Annotated in this window: 26 protein-coding genes and 1 riboswitch; of the genes, 11 read left to right on the top strand and 15 right to left on the bottom strand. The window is 68.1% G+C overall.

Going from position 1 to position 26,407, the window contains the following annotated elements; translation table 11 throughout:
• The first annotated feature begins 252 nt into the window (after positions 1-252).
• Positions 253-1,167, top strand: a complete 915-nt coding sequence (locus ACQPYM_RS22435; RefSeq protein WP_433002979.1) for a C40 family peptidase — start codon at positions 253-255, stop codon at positions 1,165-1,167.
• A 50-nt stretch (positions 1,168-1,217) separates the two neighbouring features.
• Here ACQPYM_RS22435 and ACQPYM_RS22440 read toward each other — a convergent pair whose 3' ends face one another.
• The 11 genes from ACQPYM_RS22440 to dop all read right to left on the bottom strand — a co-directional run bounded on the left by ACQPYM_RS22440 (position 1,218) and on the right by dop (position 9,788).
• Positions 1,218-1,949, bottom strand: coding sequence for a lysophospholipid acyltransferase family protein (locus ACQPYM_RS22440; RefSeq protein WP_433002982.1), 732 nt, complete (start codon positions 1,947-1,949; stop codon positions 1,218-1,220).
• Complete coding sequence (cmk, locus tag ACQPYM_RS22445) at positions 1,946-2,632, bottom strand: (d)CMP kinase (protein WP_433002985.1); 687 nt, start codon at positions 2,630-2,632, stop codon at positions 1,946-1,948. The genes ACQPYM_RS22440 and cmk overlap by 4 nt, the downstream gene beginning before the upstream one ends.
• Positions 2,633-2,642: 10 nt before the next feature.
• Positions 2,643-3,716, bottom strand: coding sequence for a prephenate dehydrogenase (locus tag ACQPYM_RS22450; protein WP_433002988.1), 1,074 nt, complete (start codon positions 3,714-3,716; stop codon positions 2,643-2,645).
• Entirely contained in the window at positions 3,713-4,081 is a 369-nt protein-coding gene (gene aroH / locus ACQPYM_RS22455) for a chorismate mutase (protein ID WP_433002991.1), read from the bottom strand. Before aroH ends, ACQPYM_RS22450 begins: the two co-directional genes overlap by 4 nt.
• A gap of 176 nt (positions 4,082-4,257) precedes the next feature.
• Complete coding sequence (locus ACQPYM_RS22460) at positions 4,258-5,103, bottom strand: bifunctional 5,10-methylenetetrahydrofolate dehydrogenase/5,10-methenyltetrahydrofolate cyclohydrolase (protein WP_433002994.1); 846 nt, start codon at positions 5,101-5,103, stop codon at positions 4,258-4,260.
• A gap of 29 nt (positions 5,104-5,132) precedes the next feature.
• Positions 5,133-5,225, bottom strand: a riboswitch (ZMP/ZTP riboswitch).
• Between the two features lie 5 nt (positions 5,226-5,230).
• Complete coding sequence (locus ACQPYM_RS22465) at positions 5,231-5,878, bottom strand: GNAT family N-acetyltransferase (RefSeq protein ID WP_433002997.1); 648 nt, start codon at positions 5,876-5,878, stop codon at positions 5,231-5,233.
• Positions 5,879-5,918: 40 nt separating this feature from the next.
• A complete protein-coding gene (locus ACQPYM_RS22470; protein ID WP_433003000.1) occupies positions 5,919-6,239 on the bottom strand; it encodes an NUDIX domain-containing protein in 321 nt (106 codons plus the stop codon).
• On the bottom strand, positions 6,236-7,105 hold the full coding sequence (prcA, locus tag ACQPYM_RS22475) for a proteasome subunit alpha (RefSeq protein ID WP_433003003.1): 870 nt from the start codon (positions 7,103-7,105) through the stop codon (positions 6,236-6,238). Before prcA ends, ACQPYM_RS22470 begins: the two co-directional genes overlap by 4 nt.
• 33 nt (positions 7,106-7,138) lie before the next feature.
• On the bottom strand, positions 7,139-7,978 hold the full coding sequence (gene prcB / locus ACQPYM_RS22480) for a proteasome subunit beta (protein WP_433003006.1): 840 nt from the start codon (positions 7,976-7,978) through the stop codon (positions 7,139-7,141).
• 8 nt (positions 7,979-7,986) lie between these two features.
• A complete protein-coding gene (locus ACQPYM_RS22485; RefSeq protein ID WP_360273306.1) occupies positions 7,987-8,196 on the bottom strand; it encodes a ubiquitin-like protein Pup in 210 nt (69 codons plus the stop codon).
• A 71-nt stretch (positions 8,197-8,267) separates the two neighbouring features.
• Positions 8,268-9,788, bottom strand: coding sequence for a depupylase/deamidase Dop (gene dop, locus ACQPYM_RS22490; RefSeq protein ID WP_433003010.1), 1,521 nt, complete (start codon positions 9,786-9,788; stop codon positions 8,268-8,270).
• Between the two features lie 157 nt (positions 9,789-9,945).
• Between dop and ACQPYM_RS22495 the strand changes: the two genes are divergently transcribed.
• Positions 9,946-11,781, top strand: a complete 1,836-nt coding sequence (locus tag ACQPYM_RS22495) for a heparinase II/III domain-containing protein (RefSeq protein ID WP_433003013.1) — start codon at positions 9,946-9,948, stop codon at positions 11,779-11,781.
• Positions 11,774-13,654, top strand: coding sequence for a DUF2264 domain-containing protein (locus ACQPYM_RS22500; RefSeq protein ID WP_433003016.1), 1,881 nt, complete (start codon positions 11,774-11,776; stop codon positions 13,652-13,654). The genes ACQPYM_RS22495 and ACQPYM_RS22500 overlap by 8 nt, the downstream gene beginning before the upstream one ends.
• On the opposite strand, the gene ACQPYM_RS22505 is transcribed toward ACQPYM_RS22500, so the two are convergent.
• The gene (locus tag ACQPYM_RS22505; protein WP_433003019.1) at positions 13,613-14,764 is read right to left on the bottom strand and encodes a LacI family DNA-binding transcriptional regulator; all 1,152 of its coding nucleotides are present in this window, start codon (positions 14,762-14,764) and stop codon (positions 13,613-13,615) included. The two genes, ACQPYM_RS22500 and ACQPYM_RS22505, sit on opposite strands and share 42 nt — an antisense overlap.
• A gap of 162 nt (positions 14,765-14,926) precedes the next feature.
• Between ACQPYM_RS22505 and ACQPYM_RS22510 the strand changes: the two genes are divergently transcribed.
• From ACQPYM_RS22510 to ACQPYM_RS22545, 8 genes are all read left to right on the top strand, one after another.
• Positions 14,927-15,940: a hydroxyacid dehydrogenase gene (locus ACQPYM_RS22510; RefSeq protein WP_433003022.1), complete on the top strand. Its 1,014-nt coding sequence runs from the start codon at positions 14,927-14,929 to the stop codon at positions 15,938-15,940.
• A gap of 38 nt (positions 15,941-15,978) precedes the next feature.
• Complete coding sequence (locus ACQPYM_RS22515; RefSeq protein WP_433003025.1) at positions 15,979-17,244, top strand: ABC transporter substrate-binding protein; 1,266 nt, start codon at positions 15,979-15,981, stop codon at positions 17,242-17,244.
• A gap of 4 nt (positions 17,245-17,248) precedes the next feature.
• A complete protein-coding gene (locus ACQPYM_RS22520; RefSeq protein WP_433003028.1) occupies positions 17,249-18,181 on the top strand; it encodes a carbohydrate ABC transporter permease in 933 nt (310 codons plus the stop codon).
• Complete coding sequence (locus ACQPYM_RS22525) at positions 18,178-19,077, top strand: carbohydrate ABC transporter permease (protein ID WP_433003031.1); 900 nt, start codon at positions 18,178-18,180, stop codon at positions 19,075-19,077. Before ACQPYM_RS22520 ends, ACQPYM_RS22525 begins: the two co-directional genes overlap by 4 nt.
• Positions 19,077-19,709 carry a hypothetical protein gene (locus ACQPYM_RS22530; RefSeq protein ID WP_433003034.1) on the top strand — a complete coding sequence of 211 codons (633 nt, stop codon included), beginning with the start codon at positions 19,077-19,079 and terminating at the stop codon, positions 19,707-19,709. Before ACQPYM_RS22525 ends, ACQPYM_RS22530 begins: the two co-directional genes overlap by 1 nt.
• A 76-nt stretch (positions 19,710-19,785) precedes the next feature.
• Positions 19,786-20,238 (top strand): NUDIX hydrolase, encoded by a 453-nt coding sequence (locus tag ACQPYM_RS22535; protein WP_433003037.1) that lies wholly within the window; start codon positions 19,786-19,788, stop codon positions 20,236-20,238.
• Positions 20,239-20,300: 62 nt separating this feature from the next.
• A complete protein-coding gene (locus ACQPYM_RS22540) occupies positions 20,301-20,951 on the top strand; it encodes an RNA polymerase sigma factor (RefSeq protein ID WP_433003040.1) in 651 nt (216 codons plus the stop codon).
• Complete coding sequence (locus tag ACQPYM_RS22545) at positions 20,948-21,892, top strand: hypothetical protein (RefSeq protein ID WP_433003043.1); 945 nt, start codon at positions 20,948-20,950, stop codon at positions 21,890-21,892. Before ACQPYM_RS22540 ends, ACQPYM_RS22545 begins: the two co-directional genes overlap by 4 nt.
• A 79-nt stretch (positions 21,893-21,971) precedes the next feature.
• Here ACQPYM_RS22545 and ACQPYM_RS22550 read toward each other — a convergent pair whose 3' ends face one another.
• The 3 genes from ACQPYM_RS22550 to arc form a co-directional block, all read right to left on the bottom strand.
• Positions 21,972-22,307, bottom strand: coding sequence for a hypothetical protein (locus tag ACQPYM_RS22550; protein WP_433003046.1), 336 nt, complete (start codon positions 22,305-22,307; stop codon positions 21,972-21,974).
• Positions 22,308-22,469: 162 nt separating this feature from the next.
• Positions 22,470-24,356: an endo-1,4-beta-xylanase gene (locus ACQPYM_RS22555; protein WP_433003049.1), complete on the bottom strand. Its 1,887-nt coding sequence runs from the start codon at positions 24,354-24,356 to the stop codon at positions 22,470-22,472.
• Positions 24,357-24,643: 287 nt separating this feature from the next.
• The gene (gene arc / locus ACQPYM_RS22560) at positions 24,644-26,389 is read right to left on the bottom strand and encodes a proteasome ATPase (protein WP_433003052.1); all 1,746 of its coding nucleotides are present in this window, start codon (positions 26,387-26,389) and stop codon (positions 24,644-24,646) included.
• Positions 26,390-26,407 lie beyond the last annotated feature (18 nt).

Below are 26,407 nucleotides of genomic sequence, written 5' to 3' on the forward strand. Positions count from 1 at the left end.
ACACGTCGCCGATCTGGTCGGCAACCGCGCGTACGTCGACATGCCTCCGAGGAAAGGATACGCGGTCCACCGCGAAGGTCTCGCCATTTACCCGTCGACCCGGCTGCCGCGGGGCGGAGACACCTCAGTATCGCCGCCTGACCAGAGTGCGTCCGAGGTACGGGCGGCGTACGGGCAGCAGGGTGTCGGGTCCAGTACTTAGCGTGAGCGCATCCCCCGGACCCCGGGGCGCAACCGCAGACGGAGAGGGACATGATTCGCCCAACAATCGCCCGCGCAGTCGCACTCGTACTCTGCACCGCATCGCTCCTCGGTGGCCTCGCCGTCATCACGACCAGCACTGCCGTCGCCGCTGACCCGGACATGACGATCACCGGCGTGCCGGTCGAGTGTGACGGTGCCCAGGCTTTCGTCTCGGTTCGCTTCTGGCACGCCCGGAAGCTGTCTGTCCGGTTCACCCTCAACAACACCGACGGCGCCGACAGCAAGACGCCGAAGATCCTGTTCACGGCGGACAACAACACCCAGCCGCAGCAGAACCACGGCAGCGGCTGGGTCAAGGTGCCGGCCGGAGAGGAATCCGTCAGCGGCGACTTCACCTGGGACCCGTCGGCCATCGAGCTCGTCCACAACCTGCTGGTCACGGTGAAGAACGGAACCGACGCGGAAGGCGCGTCGTGCACGGTGACGAAGCGGATCTGGAACTACAGCCAGCTCGCCCGCCGGGTCGCCGAGTTCCAGGCCGGAGACCCCTATGGGCTGGGGGCCGAAGGGCCGGACCGGTTCGACTGCTCCGGCCTGGTCCTGTACGCCTACGAGAACATGAACCGCGGCCAGGGTCCCGAGATCTTCCCGGACTTCGAGGACACCCTCGGGATTCGGACGGCCGAGTCGGAGATGCTCAAGTTCCGCCAGTGGGCAGGCGACAACAAACGAACCCGGTACGACGCGATCGCTGTCCCGGTCTCGGAACGCCAGCCGGGTGACCTGGTCTTCTACGACTGGCCGGACTACCCACGCTCCGCCGACCACGTCGCCTTCTGGGTGGGCGCCGGCAAGGTCTTCGACGGCCACACCGCCGGCGTGCCGATCGGCGAGCACGCCGAGTCGGCCTACTGGCGGAGCCACATCGCCGCCGTCTACCGCATCGTCGGCGTGAGCGGCTGACCCGCACCGACTAGCGAAAACCGACTGCCTGATGACGATCAGGCAGTCGGTCACCCATCAGGATCCTTCTGGTTCGGTACGCCGGGGAGCGGGTGGCCGGTGGCGTCGACGGCCGCCTGCACATGAGCCCGCAACACCTCGCCGATCTGGTCGGCAACCGCGCGGACGTCGACCTGCCGCCTGGGAAACGAGACGCGGTCCACCGTGAAGGTCTCGCCGTAGACCACGTCGACGCGGCTGCCCCGGGGCGGAAAGCGCTCGATGTCGCCGCCTGGCAGGCGGGTCCCGAGCAGCGCGACGGGCAGGATCGGCGCCCCGGTGACCATCGCCAGGTAGGCGATTCCGGTGCGGACCTTACGGAAGTCGCCCGGACCGCGGGTCCCCTCGGGATAGATCGTCAGCGCGCGGCCGTCCCGTAGTACCTGGATCGCCCGGCGGATCGCCCGGATGTCGTACTGCGAACGGTCGATCGCGATCTGGCCCGCCTGGTGCAGCATGAAGCCCTGCAGCCCGACGAACGCCTCGAGTTTGCCCAGTTGGTGCGTCATCCGGGGCGCGACGGCGCCAAGCAACGGCCCGTCCAGCAACCCGAGGTGGTTGGGGGCGATCAGCAGCGGCCCACTCCGCGGAAAGCGCTCTTCGTGGTGGATGGTCAGGTCGTACTTGCCGCGCAGGTACGGTCCGACCACAGCACGCAGTACCCGGCCGAGCCGATGGGGCACGGCGGGCAGATCATCGGTGCGGGGTAGTTCGGCCCGCCCGGTCAACTCGTCGGCAGTCATGACTCCTGGTCGCGTGGCACGGCCTCAGCCTCCTTGGCGAGTCGGCAGATGACATCGATTACCTCATCCAACGTCAGATGGGTCGAATCGATTTCCACCGCGCCGTCCGAGGCCACCTGGAACTGCGACACGGTGGAGTCGTCAGCGTCTCGCCGGACGATCTGGTCACGCAACTGCTCAGCGGTCACCGATCCCTCGGCCAGCTCCGCCTGGCGGCGGGCCATCCGGGCGTCCTGGTCGGCGGTGAGCAGCACCTTCAGCTCCGCCTGCGGCGCGACCACGGTGGCGATGTCGCGGCCCTCGACGACCGCGCCACCGGTCGGCTGGGAGGCGTCGATCAGCTCGCGCTGGCGGCGAATCAGCTCGGCCCGGACTTCGAGGTTGGTGGCGATCTTGCTGACACTAGCGCTGATCCGCGGATCGCGGATCGCCTCCGTCACGTCCACGCCGTCGGCGGCGAACTGCGCCCGCTGTGGATCGGTGCTGATCGACAGCTGGACCGCGCGGGCCCGGTCGGCGACCGCGGCGAGGTCGTCCAGGTCCAGTCCGTGCTCCAGCGCGGACCAGGTCACGGCCCGGTACATCGCGCCGGTGTCCAGGTACTGCAGACCGAGCCGGCTGGCGACTCCGCGGGCCGTGCTCGACTTACCGGACCCGCTAGGGCCGTCGACAGCGATGATCATGGCCCGAAGATTACCGGTGGACGGACCAGCCCCGCTCGGTCAGTACCCGGACCAGCTGATCCACCGACGCCGGTTTGACCGACAACTCGACCTCACCGACCGGGCGGCCGGGGTTGTGGTCGATCCGCAGGTCCTCGACGTTGGCGCCGGATTCGGCCGCGTCCGCGAACAGCCGGGCCAGCTGGCCGGGCCGGTCGGGGATGGTGACGAGCACCGGAACGAGGTCGATGTGCGGCGTACCGTGCTTGCCCGGGACCCGGATCGCGCCGGAGACGCCGCGGTTCAGTACCGCGGTCACCTCGTCGGTCGCCTCTTCCTTGCCCAGGGCAATCAGCAGCCGGTCCAGCTCGTCCCGGATCTGCTCCAGCAGGCCGCTCAGCGCGGGTGAGTTGGCCGAGACGATCTGGGTCCACAGGCCCGGATCGCCGGCCGCGATCCGAGTGACGTCGCGAACGCCTTGGCCGGACAGCTCGAGGTGAGCGGCGGGCGCGTCGCCCAGAGTGCCGGCGGCCAGGGACGACATCAGGTGAGGCAGGTGCGAGACCCGGGCCACCGCTAGGTCGTGGTCGGCAACGGTGAGCTCAACCGTCCGGGCTCCCGCCGCCTCGGCGAGCCGGCGTACCAGCTCGACCGCGTCGGGATCGCTGGTCTCGTGCGGGGTGATCGCCCAGGTCGCGCCCTCGAACAGGTCCGCGCGGCCGGCCAGCGGGCCGTTCCGCTCGGATCCGGCCATCGGGTGGCTGCCGACGTACCGGGACAGTTCCTCGGGGGTGTCGACCAGCGCGCGGGCGTCGAGGAGCGGCTTCGACTTCACGCTGGCGGCGTCGGTGACGATCGCGTCGGTCTGCTGGAGCTGCTCGACGACGACTCGGCCGACGTGATCGGGCGGTACTGCGACAACGACGAGTTGCGGCTCGATCTGGACCAGGCGCGAGCCGGCCCCGATCCGCTCGGCCATCAACGCGTTGTCGGGATCGGCGTCGACCAGCTCCACCACCACACCGAGCCGGCCGAGCGCCAGGCCGATCGACGTACCGATCAGGCCGGTTCCGACGATCCGGACGGGTCCCCGCAGCTCGGTCACTGGGCGCCGGTCAGGTCGGGGCGCAGGCTGACGGCACCGTGCAGGTAGATGTGCTGGATCTTCTCCCGCGAGCGCGCCGACTCGGCGTGCACCATCATCCGGACCACCCGCGGCAGCGCGTGCGGTACGTCGATCTCCTGCATGCACATCAGCGGGACGTCGGTGAGCCCGATCTGCCGGCCGGCCACCGCGGGGAACTCCGAGTGCAGGTCCGGCGTGACGGTGAACAGGATGCTGATCAGGTCCTCCGACTCCAGGTCGTTGGCCTCCAGCACGGCCCGTACCAGCTCGGCGGACCGCTCGAGCAGATGCTCGCGCTCGTCCACCTCGAGCTGGGTGGCACCGCGGATCGCCCGTACCGCCACAGCGTTTGCCTCCTAGATCGGTGGTGCTCAGTACTGTCAACCCTAGGACAGAAGCCCCGGCCCGTGCTCCACCGTCTCGGATACTGCTCCGCGCGCCGCCCCGGGTGGCTGCGTCGCGCGGCGCCGCTCTGGTTGCCTCAGCCACCCGGTCAGGGCGTCAGCGCCGGGCGTGGACCTCAGGGTCTGGTCTGGGCCTCGGCGGCGTCGACGGTCTGCTCCAGCAGGAGCGCGATCGTCATCGGCCCGACCCCGCCCGGCACCGGCGTGATCAGCCCGGCGACCTGCGCCGCCTCGCCGAAGTGGACGTCGCCGACATTGCCTTCGTTGTATCCGGCATCGATCACCACCGCGCCCGGCTTCAGCCAGTCGCCGCGGAGGAAGTTCGCCCGGCCGACCGCCGCGACCACGATGTCCGCGGTCCGGACGATCGCGGCCAGGTCGCGGGTCTTCGAGTGCGTGTAGGTGACCGTCGCGTTCGATGCCAGCAGCAACATCCCGGCCGGCTTGCCGAGGATCGGGCTGCGGCCGATCACGACGGCGTGCGCCCCTTCCAGCGGGACGTCGTACGCCTGCAGCAACCGGAGGATGCCGCCCGGCGTACAGGAGACGAAGCCGGGCTCGCCGAACGCCATCGCGGCGAACCCGTGCATGGTCACGCCGTCGACGTCCTTGGCCGGCGCGATCGCCTCGAACGCGGCCCGCTCGTCGATCTGCGCGGGCACCGGATGCTGCAACAGGATGCCGTGCACCTCAGGATCGCCGGAGAGCTTGTGCAGCTCGGCCACCAGCTCCTCGGTGGTCGTCTCGGCCGGCAGCACGACGCTCCGCGACCCGATCCCGGCCTTCTTGCTGCGGTTCTGCTTCATCCGGACGTACGTCGCCGACGCCGGGTCATCGCCCACCAGCACCGTCGCGAGACACGGCTGTACGCCGGTCTCAGCCCTGAGCCGCTCAGCCCGCTCCCCCGCCTTGGCCACCATCTCGGCCGCAAGGTCGGTCCCAACCATCAACTCGGCGGTCACTGCACAGTCCTCCAGGCATCGACGAATCTCTCGTATGCCCAGGCGCGCGGCTCCATCCGGCTCAGCACCGGCGGACCGTTCCCCGGTGGTGATCCACCTCAGCGCCAGTCGCGGTCCGCCGGGAAGTTTACTCGGCGCCGAAGAAGCTCCGGCACTGCTCCAGCCCTTCGACCTGTACTGCGTGCCGTACTGCGCGGGATCGCCAGTCGGCGCGAGTGAGCCGCAACCGGTCCGAGACCACGGCCTCGCCGTGCAGCACGTCCCGCGAGATCCCGTCCGGCTGGTAGCCGAGCTTGCGGGAGACCGCCTGAGAGCCATGGTTGTCCTGGAAAACCTCCGACGTGGCCGCCTCCGCCCCGAGCTCCGCGAACGCGAGGTGCAGGAGCGCAGTACGAGCTTCCGTCCCGTAGCCCTGACCGTGATGGGCCAGGCCGAACCAGGATGAGGAGCGAACTTCCCGCAGTACTGCGAACTGCTTTGCTGCCAGGGTGACCATTCCGATCGGGGCGCCGTCGCGGAAGACGGCCAGGTCGAGACCCCAGTCGTCAGGTGACCAACTGCCCAGGCTGCTCCAATGCCCCTGCATCACCCACTGCGCCCGCTTGGCCGGCTCCAGATCCGTCCACGGCGTGAGGAACGGGCGTTCGCCGGGTTCGTGGATCCCGGCCGCGGCGAGGTCGGCCAGGTCCGCGAGCTCGTCCTCGGTGGGCAGCCGGAGTACGAGGCGCTCGGTGGTGAGGCGGAGGTGGCGCAGCGGCCAGTGGGTGGTCAGCACCCGGCAATCCTCTTGCCAGTGGCGGTAGTGGGCAACTGAGTTAGAGCAGGCCAGCGTGGTCGAGGGCGAGGTAGGCGGCGTCAGTGCCGGTCATGGTGCCGGGGGTGCGGAGTTCGGTGCGGAACTCGGCGGGGGTGAGCTCGACCGGGACGCAGTCCTCGAACTCGTCGAGCGACTGCTTGCCGTCGGGACGGCAGCCGCGGGCGATCGCGACGTACTTCCGGAAGGTCGAGGACGAACCGGACCAGGTCCAGCCCACCACCTCGATCGAGTCGCAGGTATAGCCGGTCTCCTCTTCCAGCTCACGCCGGCCAGCGTCCGCCCCGGACGGTTCCGGGGCGGACGGTGGTGGGTTTGTCACAGCGGCCGGTCGGTGTCCGGGTCTTCTGGCGGGGCGATCGGGGCGTCGTCGTCCTCGGCGGGCGGGGCCACCGGTGCGTCGTCGGCGGCGTCGCTCTCGTAGTTGCCGCCGTTGACCGTCTCGGCCGCCTCGGTGTGGGTGGCCGGGTCGGACGGCGACGTGTCCGGGCGGGACTCGGACAGGATCCGGGCCAGCGTCTCGTCGGAGATCCGCTTGAACTTCCGCATCTGGGTGCGGGTCCGGTCGAGGATGGCGACCTCGATCTGGTCCGGCTCCAGCTGCCGTACCTCGGTGCCGTCGTGACCGAGCGCGTCCACCGCGAGCCGCAACGCTCCCGCCAGCGAGATGCCCTCGGAGTAGTGCTCACCGACGTACTCCGCGACCTGCTCGGCCGGGCCACCCATCACGGCGTAGCCGCGGACGTCCGCGATCGAGCCGTCGTAGGTGAGCCGGTAGATCTGGTCCTCGGCCGAGCTGGCACCGACCTCGGCGACCAGGATCTCCACCTCGAGCGGTTTCTCGCCACCGGAGGAGAAGATCGCGCCGAGGGTCTGCGCGTAGGCGTTGGCCAGCGCCCGGCCGGTGACGTCACGCCGGTCGTAGGAGTACCCGCGCATGTCGGCCAGCCGGACCCCGGCGATCCGCAGGTTCTCGAACTCGTTGTACCGCCCGACCGCCGCGAAGGCCATCCGGTCGTAGATCTCGGCCACCTTGTGCAGGGCCGGGGACCGGTTCTCGGCCACGAACAGGATGCCGTCGGCGTACTGCAGCGCGATCGCGCTGCGGCCCTTGGCGATGCCCTTGCGCGCGAAGTCGGCCCGGTCCCGCATCAACTGTTCGGGCGAGACGTAGAACGGCGTACTCATCTAGGGTGTCGTCCTCTATCAGTCGATGGGTGGTCAGGTGAGGGACGCGGCCGGGCCGTCGGGACGCTGGTGCCGGGCGGTCATGATCGAGTCGACGATCTCGCCGACCTCGTCGGCGGACAGCCGCTGGTAGCCGTCGGCGGTGACCACCCCGACCACCGGGAAGATCCGCCGCATCATGTCCATCCCACCGGTCGCGGAGTCGTCGTCGGCCGCGTCGACCAGCGACTGGATCGCCGCCGTCACACACTCGGTCGCCGACATGTCCTCGCGGTAGAGCTTCTTCAGCGCGCCGCGGGCGAACACCGAGCCCGAGCCGACACTGTGGAAGTGGGTCTCCTCGTACCGCCCGCCGGTCGGGTCGTAGGAGAAGATCCGGCCGCCCTTGATGTCATGGTCGTAACCCGCGAACAGCGGCACCACGGCCAGGCCCTGCATCGCCATCGCCAGGTTGCCCCGGATCAGCGCGGACAGCCGGTTCGCCTTGCCGTCGAGGCTCAGCGTAGTGCCCTCGAGCTTCTCGTAGTGTTCCAGCTCCACCTGGAACAGGCGCACCATCTCGACCGCGAGCCCGGCGCTGCCGGCGATCCCGACGCAGGAGTACTCGTCGGCGGGGAACACCTTCTCCATGTCCCGCTGGGCGATGATGTTGCCCATCGTCGCGCGCCGGTCGCCGGCCATCACGACGCCGCCGGTGAAGGTGGCGGCGACGATCGTGGTGCCGTGCGGGACGTCCTTGGACAGGTCACCCGCCCCCAGGTTGCGTCGTCCCGGCAACAGGTCGGGCGCGTGCCCGGCCAGGAAGTCCATGAACGACGAGCCACCTGGGGTCAGGAAGGCTTCCGGCAACCGGCCGGAGGCATCGAATGTCATCTAGCGGTTCACTCCCCACCCTTTTGCACGAAGCCGCGGACGAACTCTTCCGCGTTCTCCTCCAGCACCTCGTCGATCTCGTCGAGGATCGAGTCCACGTCGTCGTCGAGCCGTTCCTTGCGCTCGGCCACGTCCTCGGTCGACTTGACCTCGGTGACCTCTTCCTCGGTCGACGAGCGCTTCGGCTGCTTGTGCTGCTGTCCGCCGTCTTTCGCCATGGCACACACCTCCTAGAACCGCCCAGGAGAGCCGCCCAACCGACCCTCACTGTGACATCTATATGGCGACCCTACCCGGCGGCGCCCCCAGTAATGGTGCGAACCAGGTCACTCGCGGTGTCGCACTGATCCAAAAGTGCTCCGACGTGCGCTTTTGTCCCCCGCAGCGGGTCCAGCGTCGGGATCCGTTGCAGCGACTCGCGGCCCGGCAGGTCGAAGATCACCGAGTCCCAGGAGGCGGCGGCGACCTGACCGGCGTACTGCTGCATGCAGCGGCCGCGGAAGTAGGCGCGGGTGTCCGTCGGCGGGTGTGAGACGGCCATCCGGATCTCCTCGTCGCTGACCAGGCGCTGCATCCGGCCGGCCTTGACCAGCTTGTAGTACAGCCCTTTGTCCGGACGAAGGTCGGCGTACTGCAGGTCGACCAGGTGCAGCTTCGAGTCGTCCCACTCCAGTCCGTCGCGGTCGCGGTAGGACTGCAGCAGCTTCAGCTTGGCGACCCAGTCGAGCTGGTCGGCCAGTTTCATCGGGTCGGTCGCCAGTTGGTCGAGAACGCTTTCCCAGCGCTGCAGGACGTCCTTGGTCTGTCGGTCCGCGTCGTCGCCGTACTTGTTCTCGACGTACTTGCGGGCCTGCTCCAGGTACTCCACCTGGAGCTGGACGGCGGTCAGCTTGCGGCCGTCCTTCAGCGTCATCAGGTGCGTGCAGGTCGGGTCGTGGCTGATCTCGTGCAGCGCGGTCACCGGCCGGTCGACGGACAGGTCGTCGGTCAGCCAGCCGTCCTCGATCATCGCCAGCACCAGCGAGGTGGTGCCGACCTTCAGGTACGTCGAGATCTCGGACAGGTTCGCGTCGCCGATGATCACGTGCAGCCGGCGGTAGCGGTCCGGGTTCGCGTGCGGCTCGTCGCGGGTGTTGATGATCGGCCGTTTCAGCGTCGTCTCCAGGCCGACCTCGACCTCGAAGTAGTCGGCCCGCTGGCTGATCTGGAAGCCGTTGGTGTTGCCGTCCTGGCCGATCCCGACCCGGCCGGCCCCGGTGACCACCTGGCGGCTGACGAAGAACGGGGTCAGGTGCCGCACGATCGAGGCGAACGGCGTCGACCGGCGCATCAGGTAGTTCTCGTGCGACCCGTACGACGCGCCCTTGTTGTCCGTGTTGTTCTTGTACAGGTTCAGCGGTGGTGCCCCGGGGATCTGCCGCGCCTGCCGGGCGCCCTCCATGATCACCAGCTCGCCGGCCTTGTCCCAGACCACCACGTCGCGCGGGTTGGTGCACTCGGGCGCGGAGTACTCGGGGTGGGCATGGTCGACGTACAGCCGGGCGCCGTTGGTGAGGATGACGTTCGCCAGCCCGGTCTCCTCGTCGGTCAACTGGCTGGAGTCCGCCACCTCCCTGCTCAGGTCGAAGCCGCGCGCGTCCCGCAGTGGGTGCTCCTCGTCGAAGTCCCACCGCGTCTTGCGCGCCAACGGCTGCGTCTGCGCATAACCGTTCACCACCTGGCTCGAGGTCAGCATCGGGTTGGCCCCGGGCTGGCCAGGAACCGAGATGCCGAACTCGGTTTCGGTCCCCATGATCCGCCGCACACTCATACGATCGAGCCTACGTGGTCGCACCGACCAGAGCATGTCGCCGGTCCGCAGATCCGGCACACGCGGCACTGAGTGGCCACCGGATCGAGTGTGATCGTTTCCGATCGGAACGGTTCACCGCCTTGCCTGCCGGGTCCGGACCGTCGAGGGTCCCGGGGTGACGACTGACCTGCGAAGCCTGCTGAAGGGTGCAAGAGACCGCATTCCGGTCCGGCCATTGCGAGACCGGGAGGCCTGGGCAGCGGTCGATCGCGAGGTCTTGGCCGGACTCCTGACCAAGGCAGAGGCCGAGCGAGCCCGCCCGTGGCCGACCCCGACCTTGAGCCAGTACGCGCGCTTCTGGCGGGACGGCGAACGGACGCCGTACGAGGACGGCGTCCGCGAGCTGCTTCATCGGACCGCCCTCAATGTGATCGTGGCGGCCGCTACGGGCGCACAGGAGTGGCTGGACGAAGCAGCTGACGGGCTGCTCATGCTGTGCGAGCAGACCAGCTGGTGCTGGGCAGCTCACGAGTCCTTCGCGACAGCACGTGGTGAGGTGCTGCCCGACCCCCGCGACCCGTACGTCGACCTCGGTGCCGGCGAGTCAGCGGCGGTCCTGGCCTGGGCCGACCTGGTGCTGGACAGCGCCCTGGACGAGCGGGTCCCAGGGCTGCGGCGGCGGATGCGTGCCGAGGTACGCGAGCGGGTGATCGACCCGTTCCTGCGCCGCCGCGACTGGCACTGGCTCGGTCTGGACGGCCGGCAGCACAACTGGAACCCATGGATTCACAGCAACGTCCTCATCACAGCCCTGACGCTCGTGGACGACCCGGACCTGCAGGCCGAGGTGGTTGACCTAGTACTCGACGGACTGGGCCGGTACGTCGCCGCGCTACCCGCTGACGGCGGCTGCGACGAGGGCTACGCCTATTGGTGGAACGGCCCGGCACGTCTCGCGGCAGCGCTGGAGTTGGTCGACTGGGCAACCGCAGGCGCACTGAACAGCTTCGACGCACCAGTACTGCGTGAACTGGCGCGTTTCCCGCACCGGATGGCACTCGGCGATGGCTGGTACGTCAACGTCGCCGACGGCCCGGCTCGCCCGTCCGCGGACCAGCCTTGGCACGTACTGCATCGCTGGGGCGCGCGAATCGCAGACCCGGCTGTCATGGCCCACGCAGCCGCACACAAGCGACCACTGATCAACCACGAGGCCGGTCTGGGCAGGGCCTTGGTAGGCCTCTTCGACCAAGCCTGGACGGCCGCCGAGCCAGCCGACCCCCCACTGCCGGCAACCACCTGGCTAGCCGACGTGCAAGTCCTGGTAGCGAGACAACAGGCCGGTTCTGCGACAGGTCTCACCCTGGCAGCCAAGGGCGGCCACAACGCCGAGAACCACAACCACAACGACGTCGGCTCCTACCTGGTCGCGTACGACGGCACGCCGGTACTCATCGACCTCGGCCAGCCGACCTACGCGCGCAGTACCTTCAACGAGGACCGCTACACGATCTGGACGATGCAGAGCCAGTGGCACAACACCCCGACGATCAACGGCCAGGGCCAGCTCAACGGTCAGCGGTACACCGCTCGCGAGGTGGCAGCCCACCTGACCGACGACACAGCCGAGCTACGGCTGGACATCGCCGCCGCATACCCACCTGAGTCCAACTGCGACAACTGGCAGCGCACAGCCCGCGTCGACCGCAAGACCGGAGCCGTCGTAGTCACAGACGCCTGGCCAACCACAACCAAGGCCGTACTACGCCACGTCCTCGCCGGCACCGTCATCGCGAGAGCTGACGGCTCGGCCGACCTCCGCACCCTGACAGGCGGCATCGTCAAGCTGGTCTGGGATCCCGCGCTGGGCCAAGGCGACCTGGAGACCCACGCAATCACGGACCCCCTGCTCACTAACGTGTGGGGCGACGCCGTCCACCGCCTGTCGATCGCAGTAGGGCAAGGCGGAACCTTTGAACTGACCATCGAGCCAGGAGTGCAGCATGACTGACCTGTCCCCCATTACCGGGCTGACGAGGGACCACTGGGCTGCATCCGCGGACAACCTCCTCCTGTCGCTCCGCCCGTGGGCATCACCGGACAACGCCCGGATCGAGCTACCAGGCCGGCCCAGCCGCTACGGCCCGGACAGCGACACGTTGGAGGCGTTCGCACGGACCTTCCTGCTGGCGGCCATCCGCTTGAAGGGTGAAGACGGCAAGGACCCGCACGACTTCGCCACCTGGTACGCCGCCGGCCTGCGCGCCGGCACCACCCCCGGTTCCGCCACTGCCTGGCCGCGGCCCGATGTCCTCGGCCAGGCGAAGGTGGAAGCCTGCTCGATCGCCCTGGGCCTCCACCTGAGCCGCCCATGGCTGTGGGATCGCCTGGACGCTGCCGACCAGGCAAACATCGTTGACTGGTTGTCGACTGTCATCGGCGAGGAGTATCCGCCGATCAACTGGGTCTGGTTCCAGATCGTCGTCGAGACCTTCCTGCGCTCAGTAGGCGCGTCCTGGTCGCAGGACGACATCGACAGCGGCCTAGCCGTCCACGAGTCGCTCTACCGCAGTGGCGGCTGGTACGCCGATGGCCCGGAGCGTTCCTACGACCACTACAACGGTTGGGCCCTGCACGTCTATCCACTGCTCTGGGCAGACATGGCACCCGACCTCTGCCCGCCAGAACTACGCCAGGCTTGGGCAGAGCGCCTGAGTAGCTTCCTGGACGACGCAGCCTTGCTGGTCGGCTCCGACGGCTCACCCCTGCAACAGGGCCGCAGCCTCATCTACCGCTTCGCCGCTGCGGCTCCCTTCTGGGTCGGCGCGATGACAGGAGCGACCAAGCTGAGCCCTGGCCTGATCCGCCGGGCCTCCTCCGGCATGCTGCGCCACTTCACCGACCACGGTGTCCCCAACAAACAAGGGCTCCTCAGCATCGGCTGGTACGACGAGTGGCCGGCTATGGCGCAGTCGTACTCCGGCCCGGGTTCGCCGTACTGGGCAGTGAAAGGCATGCTCGGCCTGGCCCTGCCTGCCGATCACCCCGTATGGACAGCGATCGAGGAGCCGCTGCCGGGCGAGCGGGTCGACACGGTGAAAGCACTGGAGGCACCCGGTTGGCTGGTGAGCACTACTGCTGCAGACGGTATCTCTCGAGTCATCAACCACGGCACCGATCACTCAGTGCCCGGCGACGCCCGGTCCGACTCGCCGCTGTACGCCCGCTTGGGCTACTCGACCAGCACGATGCCACCGCTGGCCGGCACGGCATCCGAGCGGCCTCGCGACAACAGCGCAGTACTGGTTCATCCGGTGCGAGGGGCGACTCACCGGAACGGGTTCGAGACTCTCCAGTGCTCAGTGGACGGGGCAACAGCAGTAGGTGTCTCCACTGGACGGGCGCACTGGGTTGAGGTTGAGCACGACTCGCCAGACCACGGTTCAGGGCGCGGCGGCTCGGTGACGTGGGGTCCGGCCCTCACGGTGGCTTCCCTGATCCGGGGATGCTGTGAGGTCCGCGCAGTGCGGGTCCACGACCACGCGCCGGACACCCACCTCGAAGTCAGCGGCTGGCCGGTCGAGCCCACCGGTGACCTCTTTTCGCAGGTCATCCCCGTCCACGGCTTCGACAGCGCCTTCACGCACCAGGAGACGGGCACCAGCCCACAAGCCGACCAGGTGGAAATCTCGACAGTCCGCACCGCGGGTCCGCCCGTCCCCGGGCTGGTCTACATCGCGTTCGTCCTGCTCCACGGCAAGGCGGTCAAGAGCGACATGCCAACGAACGTGAAGGTCGACGACGGGCTGCTGCGGGTCACCTGGGTCGACGGCAGCACCGCGTCAGCCCTCTTGGAGCTCCCGGACGGGAGCAGGGAAGCGTAGGCCGCCAGAATCGACGCCAGGCCGCGGTACTGAGGAGTTCCGGATGATGAGCTCCGGGATGATCAGTACCCGCTGGGTCGGCCGCCGCTTGCCCTCCAGCAGCCGCGACACCATCATCTCGACGGCCACCCGGCCGACCTGCGGTTTGCCGGGCCGGATCGCGGTCATCGCCGGTTCGGCCAGCCCTGCCACCTCGTCGTCGTAGGCGATCAACGCCAGGTCGTCCGGAATCACCAGGCCCTGCTCGGCGCAGTACTGCGCGATCGACATCGCATCGGGATCGCTGTGCACGATCAGAGCCGTCGTGCGGGTCTTGCGGCAGCGGGCCAACAGTTGCGCGATGACCTCGCGGTGGCCGGGCTGGTCCAGGCCGACCGTGTCTCGGAGTACCAGGTCGTTCGGCAGGCCGAGGTCCGCGCAGGCCGACTCCCAGCCCTCGGCCAGGTGAGCCGAGGTCGGACTGCCCTTGGAGAGCACCAGGCCAAGCCGGCGGTGACCGTGGTCGTACAGGTGCCGGACGGCCAGCTCCAGGCCCAGCGCGTGGTCGCTGCGCACCCACTCCAACAGGGGATGCGTACGCCGCCAGCGCGGCGTCTGGCGCTCCACCAGGATGACCGGTACTGGCAGCTTGGCTATCCAGTCGATCATCTCGTCAGCGCCCGGTCCGTCGAGCGTTGGCGCCAGTAGCAGGCCCTGCACCTGCTGTGCCTCGATCAGCCGGCTGATCTGCCGCCTGTCCTCGGCGGGGTCGTAGCTCGATCCGCGCAGCTGGATGTGGACTCCCTGGGCCGCTGCGGCCGTCCGGGCGCCCCCGACGATCGGCGGCCAGTAGTAGTCCAGCGACGGCACGACCATGCCGATGGTGAAGCGGGAGACGGCCGGCCGGGACCGCCTCGGTGGTGCGGAGTCCAACTCGGTCGGCAGTGTCGCGCCGCCGTGCACCTTGGTCAGCAGGTTCTGCGTCGCGAGCGCCGCGATGTCCCGTCGCACGGTCAGCTCACTGACGCCGAGCAGCTGCGCGATGTCCTTGACCCGGACGGCTCCGTGCCGTCGGAGCTCCTCCATCAGGCGCTCACGGCGCTGCACGTTGAACAGCCGGTCGTCGGCCATCGTGACGCCTCCCGATCTCGTGTTCGAGTCTGATCGTTTCGGACCGTTTCGATTCGAGCCGTAGAAGGCGGCGTTCGAATCCGGATATCCAGGTTCCCACATGAACACCAGATGACGGCACTGTTGCCCGTCCGTATCAGCCCACCCGCCGTCAGGAGATGCATGAAGAGCAAGCCAGCCGCCTTGGTCGTGATGGACCGCGACAGTGTCCGGGCCCATTTCGACGCCGAGCGGCTCGACACCCTCGCGGGCCTGGTCGCGCTGGGCGATCCGGTCTGGGCCGACGAGCTCGACTCCCCCGCTGTCCGCGCCCGGCTCGCCGAGGTCGAAGTACTGGTGACTTCGTGGGGTGCTCCGCAGCTGACCGCCGAGCGGCTCGCGGCTGCGCCCAACCTGAAGGCTGTCTTCCACTGCGCGGGCAGCGTCCGGTCGCTGGTCGCCGACGAGGTCTGGGGCCGCGGCATCCGGGTCAGCAACGCCGCCGACGCGAACGCGATCCCGGTCGCGGAGTACACGCTGGCCGCCATCATCTTCGCCGGCAAGAAGGTGCCCTTCCTGGCGGCGGACGAGCGGGCGGCGTACCAGGGCTGGCAGCACTTCACCGGGTACGGCGACCTCTCCAACTTCCGGCGGACCGTCGGAGTCGTCGGCTACTCCCGGATCGGCCGCCGGGTCGTCGACCTGCTCCGGGTGCTCGACGGAGTCACCTGCCTGGTCTCCGACCCGTACGCCGACCCGGCCGAGGTGGCCGCCGCCGGAGCCGAACTGGTCGACCTGGCCGACCTGCTCCCCCGGGCGGATGTGCTCTCACTGCACGCGCCCGAACTCCCCGAGACGCGCCACCTGATCGGCGAGCAGGAGCTGAAACTGCTGCCCGACCAGGCGACCGTCATCAACACCGCGCGCGGCAGCCTGCTCGACCCGGCAGCCCTCGCTGCCGAGTGCGCCACCGGCCGGTTGTTCGCGATCCTCGACGTCACCGATCCCGAGCCGCTCCCGGCCGACTCCCCGCTGCGGGGACTGCCGGGTGTCCTGATCACGCCCCACATCGCCGGCTCCCAGGGCACGGAGATCCTGCGGCTCACCGACCACGCCCTGGCCGAGCTCGCCCGGTGGACCGCCGGCGAACCCCTGCGCACCGAAGTCACCGCCGAAGCCATGACCTTGCACGCCTGAACCATCCGTCCAGAACCCCTGTCCAGAAGGAAGAGATCATGAACCGCACCCTCCTCAAGACCCTGGCGGCCACCGCCGGACTGGCGCTCGCGCTCGCCGGCTGCGGCGGCGACGACAAGCCGGCCGCCTCGGCCGGCGGCAAGACGGTGGTGAAGATGGCGCTGTGGAACTACGCCAGTACGCCGGAGTTCAAGGCGCTGATCGACGGCTACGAGGCCGAGAACACCAGTGTCGACATCCAGCCGGTCGACATCCTGGCCGACGACTACTCCGACAAGCTCACCACGATGCTGGCCGGCGGTGACAGCACCGACATCCTGACGATGAAGAACGTCACCGACTACGCCCGCTACGCCAACCGCGGCCAGTTGCTGCCGCTGACCGACGAGGCCGGCAAGCTCGACAAGGCGAAGTACTCCGGTCTGACCGACTTCGACCTCAAGGGCGAGTACTTCGCCCTGCCGTACCGGCAGGACTTCTGGCTGCTGTACTACAACAAGACGATGCTCAAGGCGGCCGGTGTCGATCCGTCGAAGCTGACCTGGGCCGACTACTCGGCCGCGGCCAAGAAGCTCACCAAGGGCAGCGGCGGCAGCAAGGTCTACGGCACCTACCACCACACCTGGCGCTCGGTCGTCCAGGCGATCGCCGCGGCCCAGACCGGCGGCGACCTGCTGAGCGGCGACTACGGCTTCCTGAAGGACCAGTACAACGTCGCGGTCGACCTGCAGAAGGCCGACGCCTCGATGCCGTGGGCAACGGCCTCCAGCCAGAAGATCTCGTACCGGACGATGTTCTCCACCAGCAAGACCGCGATGATGCCGATGGGCACCTGGTACATCGCCGGGCTGCTGCAGGACAAGAAGGACGGCAAGCCCACCCCGGACTGGGGTATCGCCCCGCTGCCGCAGGTGGACCAGAGCGGCAAGGTGACCACCTTCGGCTCCCCCACCGCCTTCGCGGTCAACAAGAAGTCCAAGAACGCCGACGCGGCCAAGCAGTTCGTCAGCTGGGCCTCCGGCCCGAAGGGCGCCGCCGCGATCAGCAAGATCGGCGTGGTGCCGTCGTACAGCGACGACGCGATCCTCAGCTCGTACTTCGCGCTGGCCGGGATGCCGCAGGACGAGCCGGCCAAGAAGGCGTTCAAGCCCGACACGGTCAAGCTGGAGATGCCGGTCAGCGAGAACTCCTCCGACATCGACGCGATCCTCACCGAGGAGCACGAACTGGTGATGGTCGGCGAGAAGTCCGTCGACCAGGGCATCGCGGAGATGGGCAAGCGGGTCAAGTCCGAGGTGGGCTGACCGAATGGCCTCCACCACCCCCTCCGCCGTCCACCGCCGGAGCCGCAGGGCCGGCCACAGCCCCAGCCGGCAGCGCCGCCGGACGACGCTCGTCGGCTGGAGCTTCATCCTGCCGAACTTCCTCGGCTTCGCCACCCTGACGCTGGTCCCGGTGATCGCCTCACTGGCGCTGTCGTTCATGGCCTGGAACTCCTACAGCCCACCCGAATGGGTCGGCCTGGACAACTTCCGGCGGATGATCGGCAACGACACGTTCTGGACGGCGCTGCGCAACACCACGTACTACGCAGTCGGGCACATCCCGTTGACGCTGGCCGCGGCGCTCGGCTTCGCAGTACTGCTGAACCAGAAGCTGAAGGGCGTGCGGTTCCTCCGGACGGCCTTCTTCTTCCCCTACATCACCTCGCTGGTCGCGGTGGCGGTGGTCTGGAACATGCTGTTCAGTCCCGAGGTCGGGCCGATCAACCAGTTCCTGCGGGCGATCGGCATCGACAACGTGCCGGGCTGGACCACCTCCACCACGTGGGCGATGCCCGCGGTCATCATCACCAGCGTCTGGCGGGATCTGGGCTACTACCTGATCCTCTACCTGGCCGGGTTGCAGACGATCCCGGGCGAGCTCTACGAGGCGGCCAAGGTCGACGGCGCGAACGCGTGGCAGCGGTTCTGGCAGATCACCGTGCCGTCGTTGCGGCCGACCACCTTCTTCGTGCTGATCATGCTGACGATCTCCAGTTTCAAGGTCTTCGACCTGATCCAGATCATGACCGAGGGCGGGCCGGGCCGGTCGACGCTGGTGCTGTCCCAGCTGATCTTCCGCGAAGGCATCACCCAGGGCCGGTTCGGCTACTCCTCGGCGATCGCGATGGTGCTGTTCGTGATCGTGCTGCTGATCACCGTGATCCAGTTCCGCCTGCAGAAAAGGAACGAGGTATGAGTGCCACGATGACCGGCCGGCCTCCGCTCGACGCGGTCGAGCCGGCGCCGACGCCGCCACCGTCGCGACGAGGGTCAACGCTCCGTACTGCGGGGCAGGTGGCTCTGCACGCGGTCCTGGCCGTGCTCGCGATCGCCGTCCTGGTGCCGTTCGGCTGGATGCTGGTGTCGTCGGTCAAGCTCGACACCGAAGTCTTCACCGTGCCGATCAATTGGATCCCCGACGAGTTCCACTGGGACAACTTCACCCGGATCTGGAGCCGGATCCCGCTCGGCACCTATCTGGGCAACTCGCTCTTCCTCAGTGTCACGATCACCGCGTTGCAGGTTCTGACGGGCAGCTTCGCGGCGTACGGGTTCGCCAAGGTCAGGTTCCCCGGGCGCGACGTGCTCTTCCTGGCCTACATCGCGACGATCGCGGTGCCGTGGCAGGCGTACATGGTGCCGCAGTACATCATCATGGAGAAGGCAGGGCTGGTGAACACGCACCTGTCGCTGATCCTGCTCCAAGCCTTCAGCGCCTTCGGGGTCTTCCTGATGCGGCAGTACTACCTGACCATCCCGGACGAGCTGAGCGAGGCGGCCCGGCTGGACGGACTGAGCGAGTACGCGATCTGGTACCGGATCATCCTGCCGCTGTCGAAACCCGCGCTGGCCAGTCTCGCGCTGCTGACCTTCGTGAACACCTGGAACGACTACATGGGTCCGTTCATCTACCTGACCGACAACGACCTGTGGACGGTCCAGCTCGGTCTGCGCTCCTTCGTCGGCCTGTACGACGCGGAGTACGCGATGATCATGACCGGCTCGGTGCTCTCGGTGCTGCCGATCCTGATCGTCTTCCTGCTCGGGCAGCGGTACTTCGTCCGGGGCATCGCGACCAGCGGGCTCAAGTAATGGCTACCGTCCAGCTCAACCTGCAGCCGTCGTCGTGGGACCTGGTCTGGTCGTCGGTGCACCGGATCCTGATGATCAACGCCGCGATGGTGGTGGTGAACCTGCCACTGCTGGCCGCGCTCGCGATCGTCGACCGTCCGTGGCACTATCCGGCGTTCTTCCTGGTCCTCGCAATCACGCTGGGACCGTCGGCCGCGGGAGCGTTCGCCTACCTGGACGACGAAGACGATGGCCTACGGCAACTGGTGCGGGCCTACCGGCGGCACTTCCGCCGGTCGGTCGCCCTCTGGTCGTTGTCGCTGGCAATGACCGCCGTACTGGTCGCGGACATCGCAGTACTGCGCGGCTCCCGCGCCGGAGCCGTCCTGGTGCCGGCCCTGGCGGTGGCGGCCGTGCTGGTGCTGTCGTCCGCGACCACTGCCCAGGCAGACCTGGTACTCCGCTCCGGCGAGCGGCTCCGCGTGCTGTTGTGGTCGGCCCTCTACCTGTCGGTCCGGCGCTGGTGGATCACGGCGATGAACCTGCTGCTGCTCGTGGTCGCCGCGTTGATCGTGAACCAGGCGCCGGTCCTGGGACTGGCCACCATCCCGGGATGCGTGATCTTCGTCGTATGGCGGAACAGCCGCATGTGAGACTGCGGGGGTGGATGAACTAGTAGCTTTGCTGGACGCCGATGGCCGAGTATGCGGTTCCGCACCACGCTCGGTCATGCGGCGCGACAACCTGCGGCATGCGGCCACCGCCGTACTGGTCCGGAACAGTGCCGGTGAGATCTACGTGCACCGCAGAACCCCCACCAAGGACGTCTACCCAAGCCACTACGACATCGCCGCCGGTGGTGTCGTAGCCGCCGGCGAGGACCCGTACGACGCTGTGGTGCGCGAGCTGGACGAGGAGCTTGGCATCACCGGCGTCGAGTTGACCCGGCTGCCTGAAGGCGACTACGCCGACAACCGCAGCAACTACCACGCCTACCTCTACACGTGCGTCTGGGACGGCCCGGTCAAGCACCAGCCCGAGGAAGTCGAGTGGGGCGCCTGGATGTCCCCTACTGACCTGGTCGCCAAGCTGGACGACCCCACCTGGCCCTTCACGCCCGACACCGTCGCCCTGCTGGGCCCTCTGGTCCGCGCCTACGCCCAGCCGACCGGCCAGGCGTAGCTCTCCGCAGGAAAGTCCGGCGCCGATGCAACCATCGGAGGACCCAGCGGTCACTTACGGCTGTGAACATCATCCTGACCGACGAGACGGAGCCCGCGATGGCCGCCGGATCCCCAGGGCCCGAGACCAGACCAGGGCCGGGGTCCGACCACGAACTGTGGGAACGGCTGCGGCACGGTGACCAGCTGGCCCTCGGCGAACTGTTCGATCGCTATGCGGACGAGGTGCACGCGTTCGCCTTCCGGCGTACCGCCTCCTGGAGTGCCGCCGAGGACGTCGTCCAGACGACGTTCCTCAGCACCTGGCGACGCTTCCAGCGCAACCCACCGGGCCCACTGACCGCTCCGAGCGCCCGCGGCTGGCTCCTGGTCGTAGCCGGCAACGAATGCCGAACGCTGGCCCGCACGGCCGCCCGCTTCCGCAATCTGATCGACCGTTTGCCCGACCCCGTCCACGGCAGCGACCATGCCGCTGAGGTGGCGCGCAGGCTCGACGACGAACGCCGGATGTCGGCCATCCGCCGGGCCGTCGCCAAGCTGCCCCGGCACGAGCGGGAGACGCTCGAACTGGTCGTCTGGGCCGGACTCACCCAGGCCGAGGCCGCGGATGCGCTCGGCGTACCGGTCGGCACCGTCAAGGCCCGCCTGCACCGCACCCGTCGCCGTTTTCCTGACCTGCTGGCGCGGGTCGCTGTCACCGAGGAGCTCTCATGAACACCCAGTTGAACCCGCCACCCGTGCCCCCGCTGAGCCCGTCCCAGCGGTCCCGGCTGCGCAACCGGGTGATGGACCAGGCCACTCCCACGGCCGGTCGCTCAGCCTTGCGCTGGGCCGCCCCGGTAATTGCCATCGGCGGCGTAGCGGCAGTCGTAGCCGGCACCCTGGTCGTCACCAACAACCCGACCACCGATCCAGGCGTCGCGGATACGCCTGCTCCTAGCGTGTCCCCCGCTGCGGGAGCGCCGAAGGTGGACCGCGGTGCAGTTCCGGCGCCCCTGGTACCGCAACTCTTCAAGGAGTGCCAGTGGCCCAACGAGACCGAACCTCCCAAACTGCTGTGGACGCGCCACGTGCGCGGCATCACCAGCAACAGCACGAGAGCCCTGGCGGTGGCCATCCAGCCGAAGAAAGTCGGTCCGCCGCCAACTGCGGGGCCTACCCGTGGCAAGCCAACTCGCGGCGGCCCGTCGTCGACCACCACTGCCTTCAACCTGGGGGTGAGACTCTGCGTGACGCGCACGCCCTCCGGGAAACGCGGGCCGCTCGGCTCGATCATCGTCGTGGCCGACAAGCTCTGGACCAGTCGGCCGACCGCCGCGCAAGGATTGCTGGCGTTCCCGACCATAGGTTCCGACTTCGTGACAAAGAGCGGCGCGCTGCCGTCGTGGACCCGGAAGGGGATCCCCGACCCCAAGGCGAAAGACAGTGGCACGCTGCAGACGTGGACTCTGTACCGGGCCCGTCCGGAGATCGCCCGCGTCGAGGCCCGGTCCGTGTGGAACGGCAAGTTCGGTGAGTGGACGGAGGGTGTCGTCGACAACGGATTCGCCTACACGGAGGTTCAGGTCGACGGGATGTTCGGCCACAGCGATCAACTGAAGCAAGAGGTCCGTGCCTTCGACGCCGACGGCAAACCTGTCCCGGTCCAGCTCTGACCGAGGTCAGGCTCTACCGGAGGTTGAGGCTCGGCCGCGGTTGAGCCTCAACCGGATTGAGCCCCAGCAACGTTGAGCTTCAGCGGCTGACGAAGCGGGTGATTGCTCGGGCCAGGTTGATGCCGACCAGGCCGCCCCAGCAGATGACGATGGCGAAGGCACCTTCCTGGTTGGCGGCGATCGCGGTGATCGGGATGCCGGCCACCACCGAGACGATGGCCAGGGCGAGTCCGCCCGGGTCGCTCTCCCGGCTCGGCTCCGCGGCCTTCACCGGCGGCGTGGCCAGGTGCTGTGCGGTGTGCGCGTCGAGTTTCGCCAGGAACCCCTCGATGATCTCGGGTTCGTAGTCCGCCCCCAGTTCCTGCCGTGCCGCCACCGCGGCCCGCAGGTCCTTCCGAACCTCATCCGTCGCCATGGCAGCAACGGTACGCCCGGGGCTGCTCCGGGGGGATCAGGGGAAACCCTGACCCCTCCTCCGCTGGTGACGAGCTGGAAGCCAGGGACCTGGTGGTACCAGGTCCCTGGCACTCAAGTAGGTCTAGTGGTAGGCGGTCTCACCACCTGAGGGGATTGGGGATCAGGTGGCGGTGCAGGTCACGGCCGGACGGGTTTGGTTGCCGCCGTGGAGGACGGTGAATCCGAAGGTGTTGCCACTGCCGTTGGGGCGGGCGGTCATGACGTTACCGCTGCTGTCCCAACTCACGGCGGCGTTCCAGGTGGCGATGATCTTCTGCGGCGCGCGGACGGTCACTGTGACGGTCCAGTTGCTGGAGCCGGTCACCGCGACCTGACCGTTGAAGCGGTCGGGCCAGGACTGACCGTCGGAGTACGTCGCGGTGCAACCGCCGCCTGGCGGCGGGTCGATGGCGTCGGGAGCGACGGCGCGGCCGGTCGTCGGGGATATCATCCCCGCGCACAGGCCACGACTGCGCAGACCCGAGACGATCTGCGGAACCGCGGCGACGGTGGCCGCGTACTGGTCGTGCATGAGGATGCTCTGGCCGCTCGTGAGCCGTTCGGCGGCCTGGACGATCTGCGCGGTGGTGGCGCCGTTCCAGTCCTGGGAGTCGACGTCCCAGGTGATCGTCCTCAGCCCGAGACCGGACGCGACCGACTCGAGGGTGGCGTTCGTCTCGCCGTACGGTGGCCGGAACAGTTTCGGCGTACCGCCCCCGGCGTTCTGGATGGCCGTCTGGGTGCGGGACAGCTCCGACGACATCGCGGTCGTGCTCAGCGTGAGCATGTGCGGATGGGTGTAACTGTGGTTGGCGATCCACATCCCCGCACTTGCCTGAGCGGCGACCAGAGCCGGGTTGGCCGCGGCGTTCTGCCCGGTGTTGAACATCGTCGCCCGTACTCCAGCCGCCCGCAGCGCGTTGAGCAACGCCGGGGTGTTACCGGGGTTCGGGCCGTCGTCGTACGTCAGCGCGACGTACCCGTTGCGGCAATCGGTCGGTGTAGCTCCTCCATTGAGAGCGTCCAGCGTTGCCGTGTACGCCGGCTTCTTGTTGCCGTTGCCGTCGAACAGCAGGGGTGTGTCACCGGGCCGCCAGGAGTCGGTGTCCCGCACGCCCCACACGGTGATGCCGTTGCAGCGGGCGATCGCCAGGCAGGCGTTCGTCACCTGGCGGTACTTGTTCGCCTGGTCGGTGCCGGAGCCCTGGATGTCGAGTTCGGTGATCTGTACGTCGACGCCCAGCCCGGCGAAGGTCGACAGCGTCGTCTGGAAGTTGCTCGGCACCGGATTGCCGCTGTTGAAATGTCCCTGCAGGCCGACGCAGTCGATCGGCACCCCGCGGCTCTTGAAGTCGCGGACCATGGCCACCACGGCCTTGGTCTTCGCGTGGTCGACGTTGTCGATGTTGTAGTCGTTGTAGCAGAGCTTGGCACCCGGATCGGCGGCCCGGGCGGCCCGGAAGGCGACCTCGATCCAGTCGTCGCCGGTGCGCTGCAGGTTCGAGTCGCGCCGGGCATCCGAGCTGCCGTCGGCGAAGGCCTCGTTGACCACGTCCCAGGCGTAGATCTTGCCGCGGTAGTGGGTGGCGACCTGGGTGACGTGGTTCAGCATGGCGTTGCGCAGCGCGGTGCCGCTCAGGTTCTGCATCCAGCCGGGCTGCTGAGAGTGCCATGCGAGGGTGTGGCCGCGCAGGCGTTTGCCGTTGCTGGCCGCCCAGTTCGCGACCCGGTCACCGGCGGTGTAGTTGAACTGGTTCTGGTTGGGCTCGGTGGCGTCGAGCTTCATCTCGTTCTCGGCGGTCACCATGTCGAACTCGCGGTTGGCGATGGTCGTGTAGGTCGAGTCGCCGAGTTTGCCGGCGCTGATCGCGGTACCGAAGTACCGGCCGGTCTGGGCCGCCGCGGCGCCGAGGGTGCTGGCGGCTTCCGCGGGGGTCGGGACGAGTACTGCGAGGCCGGTGGCGGCCAGGGCGCCGGCGGCCAGGGCCGCAAGGCTTCTTCTGATCATGCAGCTCACCTTTTCTGGGGGCGGTCAGTTATCGGGTGACGTCACGCAGTGATCGTGGGCATGGGGCACCGATAAATCAAGAGTGAATTCCCTGGGAGGTTTGCGAAACATTTTCGTACTTTCGTTGTCACTGTTCCCCTTATCCACCAGGGAGTCCGATACTTTTCGACAATCCGCTGATCGATACCATGAGCGGATTGCGGCCGAAATGTTTCGACCTGCGCAGGGCAGACAAACAGCCGCCCCCGGATCCGGAGATCCGAGGGCGGCTGGTGGTGGAGCTTGGGCTACAGGTACTGACCGGTGTTGGTGGCCGTGTCGATGGAGCGGCCTGGTTCGGTGCCCTGCTTGCCGGAGATGAGCGTCCGGATGTAGACGATCCGCTCGCCCTTCTTGCCGGAGATCCGCGCCCAGTCGTCGGGGTTGGTCGTGTTCGGCAGGTCCTCGTTCTCCTTGAACTCGTCCACACAGGCCTGCAGCAGGTGCTGGACCCGCAGACCCTTCTGGTTGTCGTCCAGGAAGGCCTTGATCGCCATCTTCTTGGCCCGGTCGACGATGTTCTGGATCATCGCGCCCGAGTTGAAGTCCTTGAAGTACAGGACCTCCTTGTCGCCGTTGGCGTAGGTGACCTCGAGGAACCGGTTCTCGTCGGCCTCGGTGTACATCCGCTCGACCGTGCGCTGGATCATCCCGTTCACGCACTCGCGCCGGTCGCCACCGAACTCGTTCACGTCGTCGGCGTGCAGCGGCAGGGTGGTGGTCAGGTACTTCGAGAAGATGTCCCGGGCCGCCTCGGCGTCCGGCCGCTCGATCTTGATCTTCACGTCCAGCCGGCCCGGCCGCAGGATCGCCGGGTCGATCATGTCCTCGCGGTTCGAGGCACCGATGACGATCACGTTCTCCAGGCCCTCGACGCCGTCGATCTCGCTCAGCAGCTGCGGGACGATGGTGTTCTCGACGTCGGAGGAGACGCCGGAACCGCGGGTGCGGAACAGCGAGTCCATCTCGTCGAAGAACACGATCACCGGCATGCCCTCGGAAGCCTTCTCCCGGGCCCGCTGGAAGACCAGGCGGATGTGCCGCTCGGTCTCACCCACGTACTTGTTGAGCAGCTCCGGACCCTTGATGTTGAGGAAGAACGACTTCTGCCCCTCCACCCCGGTCCGCTCGGCGACCTTCTTGGCCAGCGAGTTGGCGACCGCCTTCGCGATCAGCGTCTTGCCACAGCCGGGCGGCCCGTACAGCAGGACGCCCTTCGGCGGCTTCAGCTCGTGCTCGAGGAACAGGTCCTTGTGCAGGTACGGCATCTCGACCGCGTCCCGGATCTGCTCGATCTGGCCGGCCAGACCACCGATCTGGGTGTAGTCGATGTCCGGGACCTCTTCGAGCACCAGCTCCTCGACCTCGGACTTCGGGATCTTCTCGTAGACATAGCCGGAGCGGGGCTCCAGCAGCAGCGAGTCGCCGGCCCGCAGCGGCTGGTCGAGCAGCGGCGAGGCGAGCCGGACGATGCGTTCCTCGTCGGCCTGCGCGATCACCAGTGCCCGCTCGCCGTCGGCCAGCAGCTCCTTCAGCATCACCACGTCGCCGACGACTTCGAAGTCGCAGGCCTCGACCACGTTCAGCGCCTCGTTCAGCATCAGTTCCTGGCCGAGCCGCAGCGCGTCCAGGTCGACTGAGGGGCTCGCCGCGACCCGGAGCTTGCGTCCCCCGGTGAACACGTCCAGCGTGTCGTCGTCGTTGCGGCCCAGGAAGGTACCGAAACCGGACGGCGGTTGGGCCAGCCGGTCGACTTCCTCCTTCAGGGCGATGATCTTCTCTCGGGCCTCGCGCAACGTGTCCGCCAACCGCTCGTTCTGCGCGGTCACACTCGCCAAGGACGCCTGGGTTTCGGACAGTCTGCTCTCGAGCGACCGGCTGTCCGCCGGGTGCTCCAACAACCTCCGCCGCAACGCTGCGACCTCGGCCTCCAGGTAACGGACCTGGTTACGCAGCTCTGCCGCGGTAGGACTCTCGTCTCCAGCCACGATCATCACCTCACCATGTGGGGC

Origin of the sequence: Kribbella sp. CA-294648, assembly GCF_050943845.1 — a bacterium.
Lineage (GTDB): Bacteria > Actinomycetota > Actinomycetes > Propionibacteriales > Kribbellaceae > Kribbella.